This is a genomic window from Saccharicrinis sp. GN24d3, from assembly GCF_052400645.1.
In the GTDB taxonomy this organism is placed as follows: domain Bacteria; phylum Bacteroidota; class Bacteroidia; order Bacteroidales; family Marinilabiliaceae; genus Saccharicrinis.
This window is the reverse complement of the sequence record NZ_JBQTGI010000023.1, coordinates 29,513-53,509: the sequence shown is the minus strand read 5'-3', so window position 1 is coordinate 53,509 and position 23,997 is coordinate 29,513. Positions and strand designations below refer to the sequence as shown.

Genomic DNA, 23,997 nt, shown 5'->3' with positions numbered 1-23,997 from the left:
AATTTGTTGTTGAGAGAATAGAAGGAAAAAAATGGAAAAGAAGCATTATATAACACCCGATCCCTTAAGCTTTGAAAAATTAGATGAGCTATTGAATAACAACATTACTGTTGAGCTATCTGACAAGTCGAAAGGACTTATTCAATCGTGCAAAGACTTTTTAGATAACTATTTAGACCAGCATGACGGCCCGGTTTATGGAATTAATACGGGATTTGGCGCCTTGCACGATAAATCCATCTCTAAGCAAGACCTGAGTAAACTACAGGAAAACTTATTAATCAGCCATGCTTGTGGGGCCGGAAAAGAGGTTCCTCGCGATGTGGTTCGATCGATGCTTTTACTAAAAGCCCATGCTTTAAGCCTGGGTAAATCAGGGATTCAGCTAAAAACGGTGGAACGTATCCTGGATTTCTACAATCACAAAGTATATCCAGTGGTGTTGGAGCAGGGATCGTTGGGTGCTTCGGGCGATTTAGCACCGTTGGCACATTTGTTTCTGCCCTTGATAGGTCACGGCGAGGTGTTTTTTAACGGACAAAACATGTCGGCGGAACAAATGTTGGAAACGCAAGGGTGGAAGCCTATTAAACTGGAAGCCAAGGAAGGTTTGGCTTTGCTGAACGGGACACAGTTTATGAGTTCGCATGCAGTATACACCTTGCTGAAAGCGTTTCGTTTGTCTAAATATGCCGATATCATTGCTGCTTTATCCATTGATGCCTTTAACGGCAGGATAGATCCGTTTAAAGAACAAATGCATGTTATCAGACCACATGCCGGCCAGCTGGAAACCGCCAAAAACATAACGGCCTTATTGGAAGGAAGCGAAATACTGAATCAAAAGGATAAAAAAGTTCAGGACCCATATTCGTTCCGCTGTGTTCCTCAGGTTCATGGCGCCATTAAGGATGCCATTAATTATGTGGCAGGTGTCGTTTATACTGAAATTAACTCCGTAACCGATAATCCAATAATTTTCCCGGACGAAGAAATGATTCTGTCGGGAGGTAATTTCCATGGGGAACCATTGGCGTTGGCGATGGACTTTTTAAGTATTGCCATGGCCGAAATAGGCAGTATTTCCGAAAGAAGAACCTATAGGCTGATTTCCGGTGAACGGGGCCTACCGGAGTTTCTGGTAGCCAATCCGGGATTAAACTCAGGTTTTATGATTCCGCAGTATGCAGCGGCATCTATTGTAAGTTTAAATAAACAGATGGCCACGCCTTCTTCGGTAGATTCTATTCCCTCATCCAACGAGCAGGAAGACCATGTTAGTATGGGCGGAAATGCAGCCACCAAAGCCTTGAAAATTGCTGTGAATGTGGAAAGGGTATTGGCAGTTGAGTTGTTTAATGCTGCTCAAGCCTTTGAATTCAGAAGACCAATGAAAACTTCTCCGTATTTAGAGGGTTTCCTGGCAGCATTTAGGGAATATGTTCCATTTGTGACCGAAGACAAGATTATGTACAAAGAAATGGAAGCGGCCGTTGAGTTTTTAAACAATACGGAGTTCAACGAATTTAAGTCATAGTAAAAAAACTTACATTTGTTTCTGATCAAAATCGCCATTGTATTGTTAATCATATAGATAAAGACATATGGGAGACTCGTAAAACAGCTTGTAATTTTCTAGCCTCACGAATTCATCATTCATGTATTTTCGAAATTGAATAATTAATGACAGGTCAGGCTGGAATCTGGGAACTAATCTAAAAATCAATCACTAATGTTACCTTCTCCGCGATTCTCTGTCTTGCGACCTGATTTCCCTGTTGCCCTGACCTTTTATCTGCTTAAGCAGGAAATTTTTAAACTGCGTTTCTGCGTTGTAAAGTTTTATTACTTTGTCGATAGGGAGTACCGTTTTTAGTTTTTCATGGTACTTTTGTTCAATTTTTGCCTCGGTTAACCTGAATTCTATCAATCGGTCTACCAACACTGTTTTTTTAGCATCAGAATATTCCTGCCAATTCAATAGCAATTCTTTGTTAACAGAAGTCTTTTCGTTATTAAGCTTTTCTTTTTCTTTAAAAAAATCGTTGTAAACCGGCCAAAACTGCTGCGCTTCCGCGCTGGTCAATTCCAGTTTGTTTGAAATAAAAGCTATCTTTTGAGCCTTTATGCGTTCCAGTTTTTCCCGTTTAGAGATATTTTGGCTGCTTGAAACAAAGCACAAAAGCGTAAATATTATAGTAACCGTAATTCTGTTCATCATTGTTTAATTAAAAAATCACAAGGCCTTCAACATCTTCAATGCTTAACCCTTCTAATAAATTCTGGTCGGTTTTGAACTCTTCAAATATAGCTGAATTATCGTCTTCCAATATAAAATTAATTAATTCAGATTCGTCAAAACTAGATGCCATAAAATCCATAGACATCTCATCTACATGAATGTGATGTGCCATGTTCTTATTTGATGGCATTAAATATGGAGCGCTGTAATATATTAACGCTACCAACAAAAAAATAGCTGCTAACGAGGCCCATGGTTTCATCACCATAATTATTTTCTTGGCGAGAGGTTTTTCTTCGGCAGCAATCCTGTCCATCATTTTATCCTCAAACGAATCAAAATAATCATCTGGTTCTTTGAAACCACCAGTGTCTCCTTGTTTTTTTAGCAGGTCTAATATTTTAACTTCTTCTTTCATTGGTTTATGCATTACTAATAAGAATGAATTGTACTCTTTAGTCGAGATTTAATGTGAAACTATCTACTTAATTAATAGAGATAAGGAACATATTTTATCATTATTAGTATGGGTTGTTGCTTATTTGATATTCAAAAATACAAAAGGTTTAATGGATGAATAAAAAATAATTGGATTAAAAGGTTGGTTATATCTATTCGTCCATATTTGCTTTCAGATAGGCTTCGATTTTTTTAGCGGCATGGTGGTATGATGCCTTTAGCGAGCCAACAGACGTTTCTGTAATTTCTGCAATTTCCTGATATTTCATTTCTTCAAAATATTTTAAGTTAAAGATTATTTTTTGTTTTTCAGGCAGAGTTGCAATCGCTTTTTGAAGCAATAATTGAAGTGCGCTGCCATCAAAGTACGGGTCGCTTTGCAGAGAGTCTCCAAAAGTATTGTCTTCATCGCTTATGGAGTATAGGTTCGCTCTTTTTTTCTTCTTTAGCAAGGTAAGGGCTTCGTTTGTTGCGATTCGGTAGAGCCAGGTAAATAAAGCGGAATTGCCCTGAAAACTTTCCAAATTTTGCCATATTTTAATAAAGCTGTTTTGAAGCGCATCATCTGCATCGTCATGGGTCAGCACTATTTTACGGATGTGCCAGTACAATCGTTCCTTGTACCTGGCCATAAGCATCCTAAAGGCTTCTTGCTGTTTGCCTTTGGTTTTAAATAAATCTACAATTGCGATATCTGTAATTTCCTGATCGACCATTAACATTGTTTAATAACCATCGTTTCCTTTTGACGAAATTCAGTTAAAAAGGTTTAAGTAAGAAGGTAAATATTTTATAATAACTCCATTGATATGTTTCTAAGTGTCAAGTATTGTGATAAATGCTGTATTTAAGATTTTTTGTATTTGTTATATTTTGGATTTTTTAATAGAAATGTTCTACCGCTACTTAATGATGATATAATGCATTCGAATTTTTATCAACCCGAAAATTTGATGTACTTTTGCACAAATTTTTTGACAAAACAGCGACACTGAAATAAATTTAAAATGGGATTACAATGTGGAATCGTGGGTTTACCCAATGTAGGTAAGTCAACCTTATTTAATTGTTTATCAAACGCAAAAGCACAATCTGCCAACTTTCCGTTCTGTACTATAGAACCAAACGTTGGTGTTATTACGGTGCCTGATCAAAGACTGATCAAACTGGAAGAGTTGGTTAATCCGCAAAGAGTTCTGCCTGCAACCGTTGAAATTGTTGATATAGCCGGACTGGTAAAAGGAGCAAGCAAAGGCGAAGGTTTGGGTAACAAATTCCTTTCGAATATACGCGAAACAGATGCTATCATTCATGTTTTGCGTTGTTTCGATGACGATAATATAACCCATGTTGATGGTACGATTGACCCTGTTAGAGATAAAGAGGTGATTGATATGGAGCTTCAGATAAAGGATTTGGAAACGGTTGAAGCCAGGTTGCAAAAATCTGAAAAGGCAGCTAAAGCCTCTAAAGATCCTGAATTGAAGAAGCTGGTGGAAGTACTTTATTTATATAAAGAGGCCCTGGAAGCGGGAAAATCAGCCCGTTCTGTAGAGCTGACAGATACCCAGGAAAAGGTGGCTCATGACCTTTGGTTGTTAACTAATAAACCCATTCTTTATGTTTGTAATGTGGACGAGGCATCAGTGATTGAGGGAAACAGTTACGTTGAAGCGGTAAAAGCGGCAGTGGCAGACGAAAATGCGGAAGTGTTGATTATTGCAGCTCAGACGGAAGCGGACATAGCTGAGTTGGATTCTTTTGAAGAACGTCAAATGTTCCTTGAGGATATAGGTCTGAAAGAGTCTGGTGTTGCCAAACTAATCCGTTCCGCTTATAGGTTGTTGCAATTGGAAACCTACTTTACCGCAGGTGTAAAAGAGGTTCGTGCATGGACATACCCCAAAGGTGCCGTGGCTCCGCAAGCTGCAGGTGTAATTCATAGCGATTTCGAAAAAGGTTTTATTCGGGCCGAGGTAATAAAGTACAACGACTATGTACAATATAAGACAGAGTTAGCGTGTAAAGAAGCCGGTAAAATGAGTATTGAAGGAAAAGAATATGTGGTTCAAGATGGTGATATTATGCATTTTAGGTTTAATGTATAGCGCCTTGAAGTTGTGCAAAGATATCATTAACCGATCTGAATTCAGGTCGGTTTTTTTATATAGTGTATTTTGATCGCATAAAATTATTTAACTTCGTAGTTGCAACCGATATTAGCTTATTGCGTTATAAAAACATAAGTTGCAGACTATGTATGCTATTCGTTACATATTTTTGTTTTTGTGTTTTGTAGCTGCCTGGCAGGTACAAGGACAATCGCAGGATTCTATCCAGTCGGCTATCAAATATTTAGATAAAAAACTGGTAGATGGAGATACCTTGCCGCATATTTATATTGACGAAGTTCAGATAGTTCCGCCCTGGAAATTTAAAAATAAACGCCAGCGTAACCGATATAGTAAGATGGTGGTCAACATTAAAAAAACACTGCCTTATGCACGATTGGCCGAAAAAAGGTTGGATGAGATTTCAGCATCTTTGGACAGTATTAAGGGAGAAAAAAAGAGGAAGGAATTTGTTAAGCGATCCGAAAAAGAGTTGTTTAATGAGTTTGAAAAGCCTTTGAAAAAACTTACTTTCTCGCAAGGAAGAATGCTTATTAAACTAATTGACAGGGAAACTGGAGATACCAGTTATCAGTTAATTAAGGATTTAAAAGGTGGTTTCTCCGCATTTATGTGGCAATCGGTGGCTCGAATATTCGGATCGAATCTAAAACAGGAATACGATGCAAGGGGAGATGATGCCATGGTTGAGCATATTATTCTTATGATCGATAACGGAAGGTTATAACTTTCAAATAAAATTATTGGCAAGTTTCGATAGTTCTTCTATTAAAGGCTTTAAATTGTTATAGGCTAACGGGGTTTCTATGTCGGATAACAAAATTAGGTTTTTTTCTTTGTCAATTTCCGTAATATAGTTCAAATTAACAATGCACGACCTGTGTGTTCTGAAGAAATGGTTTTGTGGTAAATTATCTTCAATACTACCAATGGTTCTGGAAACATACAACGGATCGCCCGTTGTTTTAAATATTTTACAATAATTGCCGTCTGCAACTATTGCTTTTATTTCATTGTATGAAACAATGTGAACTCCCTTTTGATGATTGACCAAAAGTTTACAAGTGTTATAAGCTGCGTCTTTGTTTTGTGATTGTGCAAGTGAGGCGTTGTTCTTTTTTAGATTTATTTTTAAGACTGCATCTACAATTTGTTTAGGTTTTATGGGTTTTAGCAAATAACCGGATGCACCGAGTCCTACAGCATCCACCGCATATTGTTGGTGAGCGGTAATGAAAATCACATCAAAACTAATGGTGTCGAAATAATTAAACAGATCAAGCCCTGATTGATGGGGCATTGTTATATCCAGAAAGACAATATCTGGTGTATATTGTTTAATAATCGAAATTGCATCGGTTAAGTTATCGGCGGTTGCCACCACTTCAACAACATCATGGAGATACATTTGCAATATCTTTTCAATACTTTGCCTGGCAGAAATCTCATCGTCTATAATAACAGCCTTTAACATACGAAACTTGTGTATAATATATTCAAAAATTCATAACCATGAAATTAAATAAAAAATATTTAATATTCCAGATTTGTATGCTTTATTTGTAAAAATAGGTATTTCGTGTGAAAAAGTAATGGTTTCGTTAAATGGATAATGTAATAATAGAAATTCTTATTTATAATAACAATCTTTGTGTTCGTACCATACTACTTTATATTATGAACAAATTCGCTTCTCTGGCTATGATTAAAAATAGCATTAGTAAATGGGAATTTCCCCATTTAGTTTTATTTCTTCAATGTATTTTTATTGTTAGTGCGTTAATAATTTGGTTAATAAGCTGAGGTTTTGGGTTGGGAAAGATAAGACTAAACAAACTTAAAAGACTTTTGGGTCAAGAACCCAAAAGTCTTTTGTTAGCATATATTTATTAATTTACCAATCAGTTTATTTGCGCCTGTTTCAATTTGAACAATAGTAGCATCTAACATGTAGCAGGGTGTTGTTAGTATTTTATTTGTTTCGTCATATATGATCTCTCCATGGGTAGTTATTTTGTGATTTCCACCCATTAACTCAATGGCACTAATGGTAGCTTTGTCACTTCCAATTGTTACAGAGGCCCCTTTTATAACCTGTGCAATGATTGCCGGAGAAATACAAAGGGCTCCAATGGGTTTTTTAGCCTGATGGAATGATTGAATTACTTCGGCTATTTGTTGATGTACAGAGCAATCGGCTCCTTTAAAGGCGAAGTCGGATAAATTTTTCGCTACCCCAAAACCTCCCGGAAACACAATGGCATCAAAATCATTTACACTTAACTCAGTTAAGGGTAAAATATTTCCTCTTGCAATTCGCGCAGATTCTATTAATACATTTCTGCTTTCGGTCATTTCTTCGCCATTGGTATGATTAATTACATGATGTTGTTCAATGTCGGGAGCAAAGCAACTGTATTGGGCTTTGTTTTTTGCAATAGCGAGCAATGTTAATGTGGCTTCATGGATTTCCGATCCATCGTATACACCACAACCGGATAAGATGACTGCAATTTTTTTCATTTTCTGAGTTTGTAGGTTAAACAACTTCTACATTGAGTACGTTAAATATAATTATAAACCCTAAAATAGCAATAGACATTTTTGGATATTGTGTCTGGGTAGCTTTGTTTATCGGACTATGACCAAAGCGGCCATCAAATGGTAAGGATAGGAATCATTCCTTTAGCTTGACTGTGGGCAGAATGTTCACTATGTACATTTCACCATTCCAAACAAAAAAATACAATAAAAACGTATGGAAAAAATATATGTTAAGAAAAGCGGATTTTGTTTTTAAGCTTTAATGGTTAAAAAGTAAAAATGTATATATGTTAAATGTTTCGAAAAACACAATCTTGGTAGCAGCATGAGAAAATATGTCAGGGTGTAAAATTTCGTTTAATAGGGGTGTAATTTACTTTAATGTGCAAAATTATATTCAAATCGTGCAAAAAAAGTGCATAAAAGTATCATTAAGCTTTTTTAACTTGTGAGAAGAAAGATTTTTTAATAGTTTTATCTTGTTCGCTTCACTAAAAGGGCAGAAATTCAGTGAGGTCGAAAACGAAAAAACCGAATCATGATTAACAAACTTAATATTTAGTTTGTTTATATAAAAAACTATTATGATATAGTCGGTTTACTTATGAATTTAAGAGTGTAATTTTCGGATTTTATGAAACTAAAATTTAAGGACATGTTTAGGAAGACAGACGATAATACCGTAAGGTTAAAGCGAAAGATTTTTTGGTTCTTTGTTATTGAAGTGCTGTTAGTAATTGCGTTATTGGGCTTTACTTTTTTCTTGATAACCGTGGTGTTAAACTAGTGTCGTATCCACCTGCTTTGGCAGCCCAGGTTTTTTTTACTTTCTGACTGATTGAAAAATCTTTTACGTAATGTCGTTAATGCGAATTTATTTCTTGTTAAAAATCAAAATAAGTTCAACTTAAGCGTCATTTCACACATCACAGCAGGATGGGGTTTACATTTCTTTAACGAACAAGGATTTTTGAAATAGTATTTTTTCATCCAGCCAAGTGGTTAATTTCCATTCACCTTTCTTATTGTAGATGGGTTCCCAAATAGTATCTCCCAAAAAGAATTCATAATTGTTTGAGCTAACAAAGTACTCACCGGTAAAAGGTGGGGCCGGTTTACCCTGTTCGTCAGGAAAAGGCGGATGATCAATTCTGAATTGAATACGTTTGCCTTTTGCACCGTGTATTCTTATCACATAGCCAAATTCAATATCCAATTCCAACGGTATTTCGTTGGTTATTTTTTTAAGTTTAGGTAATTTCTTTGAGCTACGGTCCCAATGTGAATATATGCCATAGCTATATAACTCCGAATCAATGTTTTTTTTGGCCATATGGTATCGTGTAGATTATTCTTCCAACAAATATTTTAACTGGTCGAGCATCATAGGAATATCTTCTTTGTAAATACCGTTTTTAAGAAGCACAGGAATATCCTCATTGAAGGTTTCGAAAAATTCTTCTACTTTTTTCATCTGTAATATTGCCTTTTGATAGAATTTCAACGCTTCTTTACGGTTGTTTTTGCACCAGCAAACATGTCCGATATTTATTAAATCGTGCGTGCCTGAATTTGATGTTAACAGTTTTTGATAATATTTTTCGGCCTGGTCAAAGTTGCCGGTAACAAAAGAACACCAGGCAATCGGTCTCCAAACTTTCGTGTTGGACTGGTCTAGGTATTCCACCTTAAAATAATATTTGAGGGCCTGGGAATAATCTTTCAGGTCGAGATGACAGTGGCCAATAGAAGCTTGTGTGTGCAGATCCTCGGGTTTAAGTCTTTCTGCAATGTGATAATATTCCAGTGCTTTTTCCGGATTCTTCAAAAACTTATAGATTAGGGCAATTTTTTTGGTAGTCCAAACCTGTTCAGGCTTTAAGATATCTGCTTTCAGGTAGTTGTTAAGCGCTTTATTATATGCTTTTTGTTGTTGATGACAGTAGGCCAGCTTTTGTATCACTTCAATATTTTCAACATCTTGCTTTACAATTAGTTCAAAAGCTTCCGATGCTTCTTTAAAGTATTCTTTTTTGAAGAAGAATTCTGCAATTTGCCTTAAGCCGTTCGTGTTACTAACAATTTTATTAAAGAACCATTTGTTATGAAAATCCATTTTCCACGAAAATACGTCTTCAAACTGACTGTGCAATGGATGAAGTTTGTAGAAACGATAAAGATCCTGAATATATCTGTTCGAAATAATTGAGTTTTCTTTTCCGGCTTTCACCATCTTTTCATCTTTCTCAATCTCGTTCATTTGCTCTAGTTGCTGTTGCAACATATTACCCATCATTTCTTTCTGAAACTGTGGCATATGCGGTATGCTCAGAAATAAAGAATACTTGTCGGAATTACACAGGAACCCCGAGTTGGTCAGACTGTCCTGCACGGCTTTGGAAGAGAATATGTGCGACTCGTCCTTCAGTGTTGCTTTAAGTTCGCTATTTTCCACGTAAAACGGAACCAGCCAATTGCTTACGCTATTGAAGAAACTAAAATGCTTTAGCATTTTAAAGGTATTTAAAAACACATCGGCACCTTCCATCTGCAATTCCGTTAGCTCTTCCAGTTTGCTCATCAATTCCGGTGAATCTTTAAAAAAATCTTCCCATTCGGGATTTTCTCCTTCGTTAAACTTTTCTCCCAGCATATTGTCCAAATCTAGTTTGTTCCTGAGATTGGGTCGCATTTTAACCACTTCGGGAATAATCTCATCCGTTAACTTTTTTGAAATTTTTTCGGTTTCACGGGTGCGTATTAATTGAACAGTGATAGAAATAAAGTTGTCAATTAATCCCTTATTGTCTTCAAGTAGTGATAGTCTGGCAGAAATTTCAGGGTAAAGGTTGGTTCTGCTATCATATTTATAAAGAGTCAGTAATAATCCGGTAATACCGCGTTGTTTCAGTTCATTTTCAGGATGGTTTGCAAAGTCGAACATAAGGAGGATTTTCTCCAAACAGAATTCTTTTAGCAAACCAATGGTCAAGGCTGAGATGAAAATACTACGGTAACTAAAATGGATCGAAGCGTCATGGATTAATTTCTTTATCTCGCTTACTTCGTCATTGGAAAGTTCTTCAGTTACCCAAAGTTTATTGAAAATAAGCAGTGCCGCACGGTTCTCTATGTCACTACCAATATCTGCCTGCTCCGACATTCGCTGTTGTGTCAATTCACCATAAAACGATTGAATAAGTTCTTTTAGTCCGTTTGATTCCTCTGTTTTTATTTTTCTTCTTGTCTCGAAGAAAATCCCACTCGAATGTATGTTGTTAATGGAGGAAAAAAGTTTATCCGATAAATGATAGCAAGAACTCACTATGTTATTGTATACTTTTTGACGTTCGGGGTCATTAACTCCTTCCACCGTATATTTTAGCATACTTTTATAGGTGAACTCCAGATTATAGTGCTCGTCAATTAGGTTTCCTCCATGATAAGTTGTGGTTAATTTCCCTAAAACAGATAAGGCCTCTTTTACTCTTTTTTCGGCAAGAGCCTTTTCTACCTCAATCTGTTGTGATTTAATATTTGATATGTCCATTCCTGCGTTAATTTAGATTCCCTTATTCAAATTTAGGCATATAAACTCGAATACCTTGGATTGCAATATAGGAATATATTAATTTTACTGGCACAAAAAGTAAACCAATATTCTCGTGTACCTTGTTTACATGGCATTTTGTCAGTTTCGGCAATTTGGTTAATTTGTAGCAAATAAAAAATGTCAATGCAAAGAATAAACTTTTATTTAGTAAAGCTTTTGTTGGTTGTAAGTTTGGCGGGTAATGCGCAGGTAAAAAAGATAGGTATCCCCGAACTGGAATATTTTGATAGGCGCGAATATAATGGAGGCACTCAGAATTGGGATATCTCCCAAGCGAAATCAGGTTTGGTTTATTTTGCCAACAACGATGGGGTGTTAGAGTTTGATGGCCTGAATTGGGATCTGTTAATAAGCAATGAGAGATCTTCAATTGTTAGAAGTGTAAAAGTGTTAGGAAACAGGATTTATATGGGTTCCTTTAACGAATTGGGCTACTACGAATATGATTCCCTGCAAAAATTAAGGTTCACTTCGTATGCGAATTTCCCGGGACTTAACGAGATGGGTGAATTTTGGGAAATCCATCATTGGAATAATTACATCGTTTTCCGATCGGAACGAGGGATGTGTATATTTAAGGATGATGAGCTGGTGAACGTTATTCATTCTCCTTCCAGGTTTGTGTCCTCGTTTTTGGTGAATGGGTTGTTGTTGGTACAAGATGAAAAAGTCGGTTTAATGGAAGTAAGGGGGGAGCGCGTTTTTCCGGTTTCCGGTGGTAACGAATTCACGAATTCGGAAATTGTTTCTGTATTATCATTGGCCAATGATAAGATTGCTATCGCCACCATGAAAAAGGGTTTGTTTGTATGGGATATGCAAAAGGTTAAAAAGTGGAAGGTAAAAGCAGATTCCTTTTTGCAACAAACCAATATTTTTTGCGGATTGAAATATTTGAACGATTACTTGGTTTTCGGAACAATTCAGGGTGGACTGGTTATTACTTCACTCAATGGGGAGGTGGTCATGCAAATTGATAAAGACAAGGGGCTGAAGAATAACACCGTTTTAAGCGTTTGCTCTGATAATGAAGGTAATATATGGGGTGGACTGGATAATGGTATTGTTAGGGTAAATTTTAATTCCGCCGTTACCTTCCTGCAAAGTTACTACAATCTGGGAACAGGTTATTGTGCTGAAAATTACCGGGGCGATTTCTATTTTGGAACCAATCAGGCCTTGTATACGATAACCGAGGATAAATTTCACGACCCGTTAAAAAAACGAGATGATTTTATAAGGGTGAATGGAACGGATGGACAAGTCTGGAGTTTATTTAAAACTGATAACGCCTTGTTGTGTGGGCATAATATTGGAGCTTTCGAAATTATTGGAAATCAAGCACGGCTATTAACACCTGATGAGGTGAATGGAGTGTGGAACTTTAGGGAAGTCATTGGCAACCCCAATATGATTATCTCCGGAACGTACAATGGCTTATGTTTGTTTGAAAATAGAGGAGGACGTTGGTTTTTTAAAAACAGAATTGCGGGGTTTGATGTATCTTCAAGATACATTGAATGGGACAAGAAGGGTGATATGTGGATTTCTCACGGCTATCAGGGGGTTTACAGGTTGCAGTTTGATAAGGATTTTTCAAATGTATTAAAAGTGGATATGTTTAAAAATACCGTGTTTGCGGATAATACGTCTGGTTTGGTTCTTTCAAAAGTAAATGGTGAATGTTTGTTTTCGGGGAAGGATGGGATATATGCGTTGTCGGATGAGAGTAATGACTTTGTCAGGGATGATAGTTATGACACATATTTTGAAAAGGGAAATTTCCCCAATATAATAAGAGAAGATAGCTATAGGAATTTATGGTGCTTTCATGATAATAGCATGGGCGTATTGAGATATTTGGAGGATGGAACTTACAAGAAAATAGAATACCCTTTTATTTCCCTGGAACGAAAATTAGTAAGCGGTTTTGAGTATGTTTCGGTTTTAGACGGGGAAAATGCCCTGTTTGGTGTAGAGGATGGTTTTGCCCATTACTCATCATCGGATATAAAAAATTATCAGCAGCCCTTTAACGTGCACATTAGATCCTTTAGGGAAATTTCAGACTCGGTGGTGTACAGTTTGAATAATTTACAGCAGGATGGTAATGTTCAGCAAGTTGTGCCCCAATTCAAATTTAGAAACAATTCATTCGAGGTAAGCTATACGGCTTCGTTTATGGAAGGTAGCGGGGTGTTGTATTCAACTTATCTAAAAGGCTTTGACGATTCATATACAAAGTGGAGTGTTAACAGGGTTCGGACATTCTCAAACCTGTACGAGGGGGAATATACTATTGTGGTAAGGGCAATTAACAAATACGGTGTGGAGGCTATGCCTATGCATTTTAGCTTTGAGGTATTGCCCCCCTGGCACAGGACCCTTTATGCAAAAATTGGTTATATTGTTTTGATTTTACTGGTTGCCTTTATCTTGTTTTTTATCGTTAACAAAAGGATTGAATTAAGCAAACACAAAGAAAAACTGAAGCAAAAGGAACAGTTTAAAGCCAAAGAGGAACAGCTTAAAAGTGCGGCGTTGCAATCGGAAAAGGAGATGATAAAGATGCGAAACGATAAATTAAGGAGCGAAATGGTTTTTAAGGAAAAGGAACTGGCCAACTCAACCATTAATCTCATTCAAAAAAACGAACTTCTATCCGATATTAAAACGCAACTTAAAAAACTGATTAAAATTCGTGACCATAACGACATGGATCGGAAGCTAACTTCCCTCATCAGAAAAATTGACAAGGATATTGATACGGAAAACAACTGGGAAGTTTTTGAGATGCATTTTGGACAGGTGCACGAAGAATTTTTAAAAAGACTATCCGAACTGCATCCCGACCTGTCGCAAAGAGAGCGAAAACTAAGCGCTTATGTAAGGATGGGCATGTCCTCCAAAGAAATTGCATCCTTGATGAATATTACAACGCGGGCAGTAGAAAACAACCGTTACAAACTCCGTCAGAAATTGGGCATAGCGCAGGGTGAGAACCTGTCCGCATATATAGGTAAGCTTTAATTTAACCAAGATATATAATTAATAAAGCTTTCATCGGGAAGCTGTCTCAAAAGTCGAAATACTTTAAAGTCAACCTGCATTTAATAAGTGGCATGCGAAAAGTTCCTCTCCACCTGCAGGGGGGCGGGCACTGACGAAAAGTATCGTCTCAAATTCTTCGTGATAGGCTATGGCCATAGGAGAAAGTGGCGGGGATGCGGGTAATTACTAGTACCTCTAACCTCCCGTAAGTTCTGCTGGTTATTAAAATACTTTTAAAAGACAGCCCTATTTATTTAAATCCCGGCTATTGATCCGTTCCATCTATTAACACCGCCTGTTTAGGTTGGCGAATGATTGATAAGTAATTGGGCTTCAACTAAGAGGTTAGTCACGCAACCTGTCATCACCCCCAAAAAGCATCAAAGTCATAGACCATGGTCGTGCACGACATGCTCCCCAGCATACACAGACTGATTTAAATAAGCCTGTGTAAATGCTGGGGATAGTGTGTGTGTTGGCTTAATAATCCATGGAGCATATAGGTTTATCGGAAAATGAATGTTAATAAATGATAATCTATTTGATTTGTTAAAATATGATTAAAGTGTAATATGGAAAGAGCCGTATATTTATTTTTAAAAAACATAAATCCCAATAAATCAGATGTAAAAATATATTTGTGTGAGGTTATTATGAGGTGTAAAAATGATTAAAGTGAGTTTTATATGATGTAAAATATTAGCTTACATTAACATTTGATTGCATTTTTGTATCGAAAGTTAATTCTAAATCAAAAAGCAAATGAAGAATTTATTAGGAACAATTTTCCTGCTACTGTGTACAACCGTAATTTGGGCGCAAGACACAGCCATTACAGGAACAGTAACATCCTCGGAAGATGGATTGCCCATCCCCGGAGTGAGTGTAATAGTAAAAGGTACAACCAATGGTACTATTACAACTATAGACGGTGATTTTTCACTGAACGCGAATATGGGAGAAACGTTGGTGTTCTCTTTTATTGGTATGAAGACGCAGGAACACGTTATTAGCAGCACTACTATCAATGTAGAGATGCAAAGCGAGATTTCTGACCTGGACGAAGTTGTTGTGGTGGGTTACGGAGTGCAGAAAAAAAGTGCCGTTACCGGAGCAATATCCTCAATTAAAGCGGAGGATATCCAGAAAATGCCTATTCAACGTGCGGAACAAGCTATTCAAGGTCAGGTGGCCGGTGTGCAGGTAGCTGCTAACTCGGGACAGCCAGGATCCGGAATTTCTGTTAACATTCGTGGTGTTGGTACAACCGGAAATTCCCAGCCGCTGTACATTGTGGATGGTAACCCGGTAGGTGACATCTCTTACCTGGCTTCTACCGATATAGGTAGTATGGAAGTTTTGAAAGATGCATCCGCATCTGCTATTTACGGAGCCAGGGGGGCCAATGGTGTTGTTATTATTACAACTAAAAAAGGTACTGAAGGTACAGCCAAGTTATCGTATGATGGTTACTATGGTGTGCAGAATGCGTGGAGGAACATGGATCTTTTAAATGCGCAGGAATATCAGATGATAATTAACGAATCATTGTTGAATTCAGGTTATAGTAGCGCGAATTCAGCTTGGATTCAGGATAGTGAATTAGTAGGAATAGGTACAGGAACAGATTGGCAAAAGGAAATTTTCAGGGAAAATGCGCCTATTCAAAGCCATACCTTAACATTAAGTGGTGGTAACCAAAACGTGGTGTACTCTACTGCATTGTCCTATTTTGCACAGGACGGTATTGTTTCGGAAGATAAATCAAGCTACGAACGTATTAACTTCCGTGCAAATGCCGATTATACTTCTTATAATGAAAAACTAAAGATTGGATCTACAATATTATACTCACGTTTTAACTCTCAGGGAGTTGATCCAAATAATGTATATAATTCTCCTTTGGCACGAGCCATTAATATTGATCCTATAACGCAAGTAAAGGATGAAGACGGTGAATTTAATTGGCCTATCAGAAACATGCAGGAAATCGTAAACCCGGTTGCCGGCATGTATTATCTGCATGATGAGTATAGAACTGATAAAATCGTGGGTAACTTATATGCAGAGTATAAAATAATACCTGGATTGAAGGTTAAATCATCCATAGGTATTGATTATGCTTATCAATGGCATGATATATATACTCCGATTTATGAATTAAGTGATATTACCAAAAATACCAGTACACGAGTTTCTAAGGAAATGATAAATTGGTATACCTATAACTGGGAAAACACGCTTAATTACCATAAAAAAATCGGTGCTCATGAGGTGGATGCGATTGTTGGTACCACATTAATGACAAGTACAGAAGAGAACCTTTCGGGAGGTGCAAGTGATATGATTATTGATGGTGTGGATTATGCTTACATCGATAATTCTGGAAACACTGAAAGTAAAACGTCTGGCGGTGGTTTTAGTGAAAACTCGTTACATTCATTTTTTGGTCGAGTAAACTATAGCTATGGTGATAAATATATGGCCTCGGTTACAGTTCGTCATGATGGATCATCTCGTTTTGGATCAAACAACCGTTATGCAACATTTCCTTCGGTTTCAGCAGGTTGGATCATTTCGGAAGAAGATTTCTTGAAGGACAATCTCGGTCCGATCAGTTTTGTGAAATTGAGAGCTAGTTGGGGGCAGAACGGTAATGAGAATATCGGAAATTTCGCCTATTTATCGTCGATTGCCAATAATAATAACTACAACTTCAATGCTGGTACAACGGTTAACGGTTCTGCACCTACAAAAGTTGCAAATCCTGACTTAAAATGGGAAACTTCAGAGCAAACCGATATAGGAATGGACTTGAGAGTAGGATCTAACTTTTCGTTAAACTTTGATTATTACAACAAAAAAACGAAAGACCTATTAATTGATGCCCCAATACCAGGCTATGTTGGTAATTCTGCTCCAACGGTTAATGGTGGAACTGTTGAAAATAAAGGGGTTGAATTGTTGTTAGGTTATAGAGATAACATTGGTGATTTCTCTTATGGAGCTACCCTGAACTTTTCGTCGAATAAAAATGAAATGACACAGATTAATAACGATGAAGGTATTATTTATGGAGGAATTAATATTGGTCCTTCCGGGATGAAGGAACTAACGATTGCCAAAGTAGGTGAACCAATCGGGTTTTTCTGGGGGTATGAAACTGCAGGTGTGTTCCAAAACCAGGCAGAAGTTAATGAACACAGTGTGGGTGGCGTGTTAATACAGTCAAATGCTAAGCCAGGAGATTTGATCTATGTGGATCAGAATAACGACGGTGTAATTGATAATGCCGATAAAATTAATTTAGGTGATCCTCACCCTGACTTTACGACCGGAGTAAATATTAATATGGCCTATAAAAATATAGATTTCAGCATGTTTTGGTACGGGGTTGTTGGAACCCAAATGGTCAATGCAACCCGCCGTTACGATTTGCCAAATGCGAATTACCAAACATCTGTTCTTAACAGATGGACAGGCGAAGGAACTTCGAACACAGAACCAAGAGTGGTATGGAGTGACAATAATAACAACCAGGGTAATTTCTCGGATTATATGGTGGAGGATGCAGATTACTTAAGACTTAAGAATCTTCAGATTGGTTATACTTTGCCAAAATCTATGCTTAAAAAAGTTAATATCGACAGAGTTAGGATTTATGTGTCAGGTGACAATTTATTAACATTTACTGAGTATTCTGGTTTTGAGCCAGAGATAGGAAATAGTGATAATGTGTTTTATACAGGTGTAGACCAGGGAGTTTACCCGCAAGCAAGAGTTTTCTCGGTAGGTGCCAATATCACTTTCTAAGCTTATTTTAACAGATTAAACAAAAAACAATGAAAAAGTTAATTTATATACTTTTATGCACTGTTGCATTGATGGGCTGTGAAGACTATCTGGAGAAGAGTCCTGTAACGGAGCAAACAGAAGAAAATTTTTATCGTACTGAGGACGATATGTACCGTGCTTTAATCTCGGTGTACGAACCATTGCAAAGAAACTGGGGAAGTACTATCCAGCTTACGATGGATATTGCTTCTGACGACTGTTACGGAGGCGGGGGTAGCGCCACTGATGGTGTTGATTTAAAGAGAGTAAACCGCGGTAATACAACCTCTTCCGAAGGTATGTGGGAAGTAATGTGGGAAGATCATTATGCCGGAATTTATCGGGCGAACTTATTTCTTGAGAAAGTGGAAGCTTCAGAGATTACTGAAGAGCACAAAAAAGAATATAGTGGTGAAGTGCTGTTCTTACGCGCATATTATTATTCTAATCTGGTAAGGTTGTTTGAAAATATTCCTCTAATAACGAAAACATTAACAACCGCAGAATATTCTCAAAGCCAGAATCCTGTTGATGAGGTTTACGCACAAATTGCCAGTGATCTTGAGACGGCAATTGCGAACCTGGACGGTGTTACTTACAACAATGCAGAAAAAGGACGTATTACAGAGTGGGCTGCAAAAGCTATGTTAGCCAGAATGTATTTGTTTTATGATGGAGTTTACGGAAGTGGGGACGCTGCATCTACTATGCCTGGAGATGTAACGGGAAGCGATGCATTAGCATACGTAAACGATGTCATCAATAATAGTGGAGCTGATTTAATTGACTTCGCAAGTCTTTGGGGTCATTCGGATGTAGACGGAACATGGATTGAGAATTCGGTTGAAGGTATTTTCGAAGTGCAGTTCTCTAATCAAGGTGAAAGTTGGCAATGGTGGAGTGCCCCCTATGATACCGGTAACAAAACCGTTGTTTTTGTGGGTCCCAGAGGTGTTCCGGAGAATTCGGAGTATTTTTCATCATGGTGTTTTGCACCGGGTACGCAACAACTATATGATGCGTATGAAGACGGTGACCTAAGAAGAGACTTAACCTTGATCGATGCAGATTTGGAGATGGGAGAAGGAACGTATACCATCGGCGATCAGCATACCGGATATTTTAATAAAAAGTATGCAGGATTAAAAAGCCAGGTGCCGGATGTTGGACAACCGGAACTTAACTTCCCGCAAAACTTTATCGTTATTCGTTTTGCAGATGTACTTTTAATGGCTTCGGAATTAGAGGTTAAAATAGGCACAAACGGAAACGCAGTAACGCACTATAACAGAGTTAGAGAACGTGCATTCGGTGATGCCTATAATCCTGTGGGAGACGTAACGCTTGCTCAAATATTCGAGGAAAGAAAACTTGAATTAGCCTATGAAGGTATTCGTTATTGGGATTTGTTGAGACAAGGTATGGATGTGCTTACCAATGCAATTAATGCAACAAACTTAGGTGGTATCTACGATTCGGGCGTTAATGCAGCAGCCAGAGGTTTTTGGCCAATTCCAACCAGTGAGATAGCGCTTTCGAATTATGCGTTGGAACAAAATGACGGTTACCAATAGAATCAGGTTTTAGTTAACGGATATTATATAAAAACAGAAAATATGAAAAATTTAATATATTATATGATGCTGTTGTTGGTTGTTGCATCTTGTACTCCGGATGAGTTCAGTGCTCCTGCCAACCTGACAGCCGATCAGATTGATTGGGTGATTACACCTACGGAAACAGTGAACGAATATCAGTTGGTGAATAATACTTACGGAGTAACATGTATATGGGATCTGGGAAATGGTGTTAAAGCAACTGGTGATACGGCCATAGCGCAATATACTTTTGCGGGTACTTATACGGTTAAGTTGCTGGTTATTAATCAAGGTGGTACTGTAGAGGTTGAGAATAACATTGTTACAGATCAGGATAATATGGCTTTCTTATCCGGATACCCTTACGATCAATTGGTGGGTGACGGTGACCAGGCATGGGCAGTAGATGCTTATTATAAGGGGCATTTTGGCTTAGGGCCTACATTGACTAATCCCATTGAATGGTATGGAGCAAATCCAAACGATAAAGCGGAGAGAAGTTTTTATGATGATCGATTTACCTTTAAAATTAATGAATCAGGTTTGGTTGTTAATCAGGAAACCAATGGTTATGTATATGCCAATGGTGCATGGGCATCTGAGCTTGGTTCTACAGAAGGTAACCAAGAACCGGATGGAGGTGATTTTATTATGCCTTTTGACGGAGGGGATTATGTATGTTCGGTTTCCGGTGATATGCTGACCGTAAACGGTGGCGGATTCCTGGGATATTACGCAGGTGCTAACGAATATCAGATTTTAACCTTAACGGATGAACTGTTAGAGGTGGTTTTCTGGGATACCAAGTCAAATTTTTACTGGTTTACCAGATTCAAGCCTGAGGATAAATTAACTCCGGAGCCGGCAGAGGAGATTAAGGAATTGTTGGCCATTGATATCATGGATGATTTTGAAGGGAATGGAAATATCCAATGGTCCACCTCCGATATCGATAAATTTGAAATAATTGACAATTTTGCCCCGGTGCCAATCAATGAGTCTGCTAAAATTGCCATCTATAAAAAAGGAACCGGTGAATGGTCCAATGTAAAAGCGGTATTAACTCATTTCATGGATCTCTCAGAAAGAAATGTATTTACCATGAAAGTGTTTATTCCGGGTTTTAACGATTATGTAACAGAATGTAACCCTGGTACTGATTGGTTGGCTACCCACAATTTAATGCCACAGGTAGATGTTAAACTTCAGGCCAGTGCTTTGGGTGGAGACGCCTGGACAACCCAAGAGGTTAGAAGTCATGTATTGACTGAAGACCAATTTGGGAAATGGGTTGAATTGACATTTGACTTTAGTGATGTGTCAGACCGAGTTGATTTTGACCAAATCATTATTCAATTAGGAAACGAAGGGCACTGTAACACGGGTATCTTCTATTTGGATGATTTTATTTTATTATAATTAGTATTACCCTGGACGTAATGCGTCCAGGGTATTTTCACCATATTAAATAAATTGATATGTATAGTTTTCAAACAAAAGTTGGCAATATAAAGAAACTTGCTTTGTTGTTTTCCATTCTGTTGTTTTCGTCTTGTTCAAAAAGCGATGATAGTGAGATGGGGTATGTGGCGGATTTTGAATTTGAGGTGGATACAAATAATGTAAGTTTCACCAATACCTCAACTGGTGAATACCTATACATAGAATATGACTATGGAAATGGTGAAACATCAGGAGCGCAATCGAATAAAGCATATATGGGTACCGCATATTACCCTTTAAAAGGTGAATATACTGTTAAACTAACTGTTTATGGGCCGTCCAACACAAGTAGCGACACCAAAACTATTAGCAAAACAGTAACTATTGTGGCAGATGACCCAGACTATATCCCTGCAGAAGAAGGCCTGATCTGGTCTGACGAATTTAATGAATCATCCATCAATACAGATAATTGGACTTTTGAAGTCGGTCACGGAGATTGGGGTTGGGGCAATAACGAGCTTCAGTATTATACCGATGGTGATAATGCCAATATACAGGATGGTAAGCTGATAATAACCGCACGTAAAGTGGACGATAATACCACTACAGGTTCCTATACATCAGCTCGTATGGTAACCATGGATAAGCAAGAATTTACCTATGGACGAATTGAAGTGAGAGCTAAACTTCCTTCAGGCAGAGGTGTTTGGCCGGCAATATGGATGTTGGGCGCAAACTTGAGCACTGCCGGTTGGCCGGCATGTGGTGAAATAGATATCATGGAGTATGTAGGTTATCAACCCAATGTTGTTCACTCAACAATACATACTGCTTCCGGTTCCGGCGTGGATGGAAGTGGGGGTTCGCAAACATTGGATTCAGCCGAAGAAGAGTTTCATGTATATGGAATGATATGGAACGAGGAATCAATTACATTTTATATTGACACCGAAGATAATATAACACATACTTATGCCCCAGCGGTTAAAAATGCTAACAATTGGCCTTTTGATAAATCACAGTTCTTTATACTTAACCTGGCTGTTGGCGGTAACTGGGGCGGTGCGCAAGGCATCGATAATTCTATTTTCCCTCAAACGATGGAAATAGATTATGTGAGAGTTTATGAACTATAGGCATAATCATTTTAATAGACTTGGGTTTAACAGGGAAAATAAACGCTCTTTCAAACCCAAAAATTACAGTGATAGTAGGTCTTTAAAATTAATGTTACCTCCGGAAAGTATAGATATGAGACAATATGTTGCCTTATTAATTTTATTGTTAAGTGTAAATGTAATTGCTGCAGAAAATTTGTTGCAAAACAGTTATTTGCGTAAAGGATTTACATTGAACGGAAAGTGGAATTATATTGTAGATGTTTATGAAACAGGTTACTACAATTATCGTTGGGAACCGCACGACGGATCAACCAATCCGGGTGCAGGTGCTTTTTTCCTTAACGAGAAACCTGAAACAAAAAAAGATTTGATCGAATACGATTTTGATATGGCTCCAACGCTTTTAGTACCGGGCGATTGGAACTCCCAAAAAGAAAAACTTTTTTATTACGAAGGTACTTTATGGTATAAAAAATCATTCGATATTCCTGATTTTGACTCAAACAAGCGTTACTATATTCATTTTGGAGCGGTAAACTACAGAGCCGATGTATACGTAAATGGTAAAAAACTGGGTATGCACAAAGGCGGTTTCACATCGTTTAATTATGAAATGACGGGAATAGTTGAAGCCAGGGACAACTTTGTGGTAGTAAGAGTAGATAATAAACGTGCTGCCGATGAGGTGCCAACCCTAAATACCGATTGGTGGAATTACGGGGGAATTACCAGAAGTGTAACTGTTTTTGAGTTAAGCCAAACCTTTATAGAAGATTATAGTCTGCAATTAGATAAGCAAAACATAAAGCTGTTAAATGGTTATGTACAGCTTAATGGAAAGGCTAAAGCTAACACCAAGGTTTCGTTATATATACCGGAACTTAAATTAAATAAAGAATTTACTACCGATGCTAACGGAAGGGTAGACTTTTCTATACCTGTTAAAAATATAAGCTTATGGAGTTGTGTAAACCCTAAGCTTTACCAAGTAAGGTTTACAACTGGTGAAGATTGCCTAAATGACAAAATAGGATTCCGCCAAATAACAACCAAAGGTTCAGATATATTGTTAAATAACGAAGTCGTTTTCTTAAAAGGAATATGTATTCACGAAGAAAATGGGATGCGCGGAGGCAGAGCACACTCTATGGAGGATGCACAAATGCTGTTAAACTGGGCCAAAGAATTGGGATGCAACTTTGTTCGTCTGGCGCATTATCCGCACAACGAAAATATGGTGCGCCTGGCTGATGAGATGGGGATACTTGTATGGAAAGAAAATCCTGTGTATTGGACGATTCAGTGGGAAAATCCGGAGACCTATAAAAAGGCAGAACAGCAATTAACAGAATTGATTGGCAGGGATAAAAACAGGGCATCAGTAATAATTTGGTCAATGGCCAATGAAACACCGCAATCAGATGCACGCTACACCTTTTTGTCCAACCTTGCTAAAAAAGCCCGTTCACTCGACAATACGCGTTTAATAAGTGCCGCATTAGAGGTGCATAGCACAGTGCCTGGTGGGAACACCATGGTTATCGAAGATAAATTTGCCGATAAGGTAGATATATTAAGTTTCAATCAATATTACGGCTGGTATTGGGGCGACGTTGAGAATATAAAAAATATAAGATGGAATATAGATATCGAGAAACCTGTTGTCATCTCAGAGTTTGGTGCCGGTGCATTGCAAGGATACCATGCAGATAGCCTTACAGTATGGAGTGAGGAATTCCAGGAGTTATTATACAAGGAAACATTGCCGGTTTTATATAAAATACCTCAAATAAGTGGAGTTGCACCCTGGATATTGGCGGATTTCCGATCCCCGCGCAGAGTGCTTATCCCTTATCAGGATGGATGGAACAGAAAAGGATTGATTTCAGAAACAGGTAATCGAAAAAAGGCATTCTATACGTTACAGAAGTTTTATAAAGAAATAGGCAATTGATAA

General features: G+C 37.8%; 16 protein-coding genes. 9 read left to right on the top strand and 7 right to left on the bottom strand.

The features are described from left to right. Positions 1–31: 31 nt before the first annotated feature. A complete protein-coding gene (hutH, locus tag ACT29I_RS21285) occupies positions 32–1,537 on the top strand; it encodes a histidine ammonia-lyase (protein WP_430933662.1) in 1,506 nt (501 codons plus the stop codon). Positions 1,538–1,735: 198 nt separating this feature from the next. On the opposite strand, the gene ACT29I_RS21280 is transcribed toward hutH, so the two are convergent. The 3 genes from ACT29I_RS21280 to ACT29I_RS21270 all read right to left on the bottom strand — a co-directional run bounded on the left by ACT29I_RS21280 (position 1,736) and on the right by ACT29I_RS21270 (position 3,417). After that, a complete protein-coding gene (locus ACT29I_RS21280; protein WP_430933661.1) occupies positions 1,736–2,221 on the bottom strand; it encodes a hypothetical protein in 486 nt (161 codons plus the stop codon). 7 nt (positions 2,222–2,228) lie between these two features. Beyond that, complete coding sequence (locus ACT29I_RS21275) at positions 2,229–2,660, bottom strand: hypothetical protein (protein ID WP_430933659.1); 432 nt, start codon at positions 2,658–2,660, stop codon at positions 2,229–2,231. A 193-nt stretch (positions 2,661–2,853) separates the two neighbouring features. Next, positions 2,854–3,417 carry an RNA polymerase sigma factor gene (locus ACT29I_RS21270; protein WP_430933658.1) on the bottom strand — a complete coding sequence of 188 codons (564 nt, stop codon included), beginning with the start codon at positions 3,415–3,417 and terminating at the stop codon, positions 2,854–2,856. Between the two features lie 291 nt (positions 3,418–3,708). Between ACT29I_RS21270 and ychF the strand changes: the two genes are divergently transcribed. Together ychF and ACT29I_RS21260 are read left to right on the top strand one after the other, a co-directional pair. Further along, positions 3,709–4,809: a redox-regulated ATPase YchF gene (gene ychF / locus ACT29I_RS21265; RefSeq protein ID WP_430933657.1), complete on the top strand. Its 1,101-nt coding sequence runs from the start codon at positions 3,709–3,711 to the stop codon at positions 4,807–4,809. Positions 4,810–4,957: 148 nt separating this feature from the next. Further along, positions 4,958–5,560 (top strand): DUF4294 domain-containing protein, encoded by a 603-nt coding sequence (locus tag ACT29I_RS21260; protein ID WP_430933656.1) that lies wholly within the window; start codon positions 4,958–4,960, stop codon positions 5,558–5,560. Positions 5,561–5,563: 3 nt separating this feature from the next. Here ACT29I_RS21260 and ACT29I_RS21255 read toward each other — a convergent pair whose 3' ends face one another. The 4 genes from ACT29I_RS21255 to ACT29I_RS21240 form a co-directional block, all read right to left on the bottom strand. Continuing rightward, positions 5,564–6,307, bottom strand: coding sequence for a LytR/AlgR family response regulator transcription factor (locus ACT29I_RS21255; protein WP_430933655.1), 744 nt, complete (start codon positions 6,305–6,307; stop codon positions 5,564–5,566). A 401-nt stretch (positions 6,308–6,708) separates the two neighbouring features. After that, complete coding sequence (gene elbB, locus ACT29I_RS21250; protein ID WP_430933654.1) at positions 6,709–7,356, bottom strand: isoprenoid biosynthesis glyoxalase ElbB; 648 nt, start codon at positions 7,354–7,356, stop codon at positions 6,709–6,711. Positions 7,357–8,320: 964 nt separating this feature from the next. Further along, positions 8,321–8,710 (bottom strand): DUF3859 domain-containing protein, encoded by a 390-nt coding sequence (locus tag ACT29I_RS21245; protein ID WP_430933652.1) that lies wholly within the window; start codon positions 8,708–8,710, stop codon positions 8,321–8,323. Positions 8,711–8,725: 15 nt separating this feature from the next. After that, positions 8,726–10,927 carry a tetratricopeptide repeat protein gene (locus ACT29I_RS21240; protein ID WP_430933651.1) on the bottom strand — a complete coding sequence of 734 codons (2,202 nt, stop codon included), beginning with the start codon at positions 10,925–10,927 and terminating at the stop codon, positions 8,726–8,728. A 186-nt stretch (positions 10,928–11,113) separates the two neighbouring features. On the opposite strand from ACT29I_RS21240, the gene ACT29I_RS21235 reads away from it, so the two are divergent. The 6 genes from ACT29I_RS21235 to ACT29I_RS21210 all read left to right on the top strand — a co-directional run bounded on the left by ACT29I_RS21235 (position 11,114) and on the right by ACT29I_RS21210 (position 23,994). Continuing rightward, positions 11,114–14,020, top strand: coding sequence for a helix-turn-helix and ligand-binding sensor domain-containing protein (locus tag ACT29I_RS21235; RefSeq protein ID WP_430933650.1), 2,907 nt, complete (start codon positions 11,114–11,116; stop codon positions 14,018–14,020). 783 nt (positions 14,021–14,803) lie between these two features. Then, entirely contained in the window at positions 14,804–17,854 is a 3,051-nt protein-coding gene (locus ACT29I_RS21230; RefSeq protein ID WP_430933649.1) for a SusC/RagA family TonB-linked outer membrane protein, read from the top strand. Positions 17,855–17,883: 29 nt separating this feature from the next. Further along, positions 17,884–19,449, top strand: coding sequence for a RagB/SusD family nutrient uptake outer membrane protein (locus ACT29I_RS21225; RefSeq protein WP_430933648.1), 1,566 nt, complete (start codon positions 17,884–17,886; stop codon positions 19,447–19,449). A gap of 42 nt (positions 19,450–19,491) precedes the next feature. Continuing rightward, positions 19,492–20,892 carry a PKD domain-containing protein gene (locus tag ACT29I_RS21220; protein ID WP_430933647.1) on the top strand — a complete coding sequence of 467 codons (1,401 nt, stop codon included), beginning with the start codon at positions 19,492–19,494 and terminating at the stop codon, positions 20,890–20,892. A gap of 59 nt (positions 20,893–20,951) precedes the next feature. Then, positions 20,952–22,055: a glycoside hydrolase family 16 protein gene (locus ACT29I_RS21215; RefSeq protein ID WP_430933646.1), complete on the top strand. Its 1,104-nt coding sequence runs from the start codon at positions 20,952–20,954 to the stop codon at positions 22,053–22,055. 115 nt (positions 22,056–22,170) lie between these two features. Continuing rightward, positions 22,171–23,994, top strand: a complete 1,824-nt coding sequence (locus ACT29I_RS21210; protein ID WP_430933645.1) for a glycoside hydrolase family 2 protein — start codon at positions 22,171–22,173, stop codon at positions 23,992–23,994. Positions 23,995–23,997 lie beyond the last annotated feature (3 nt).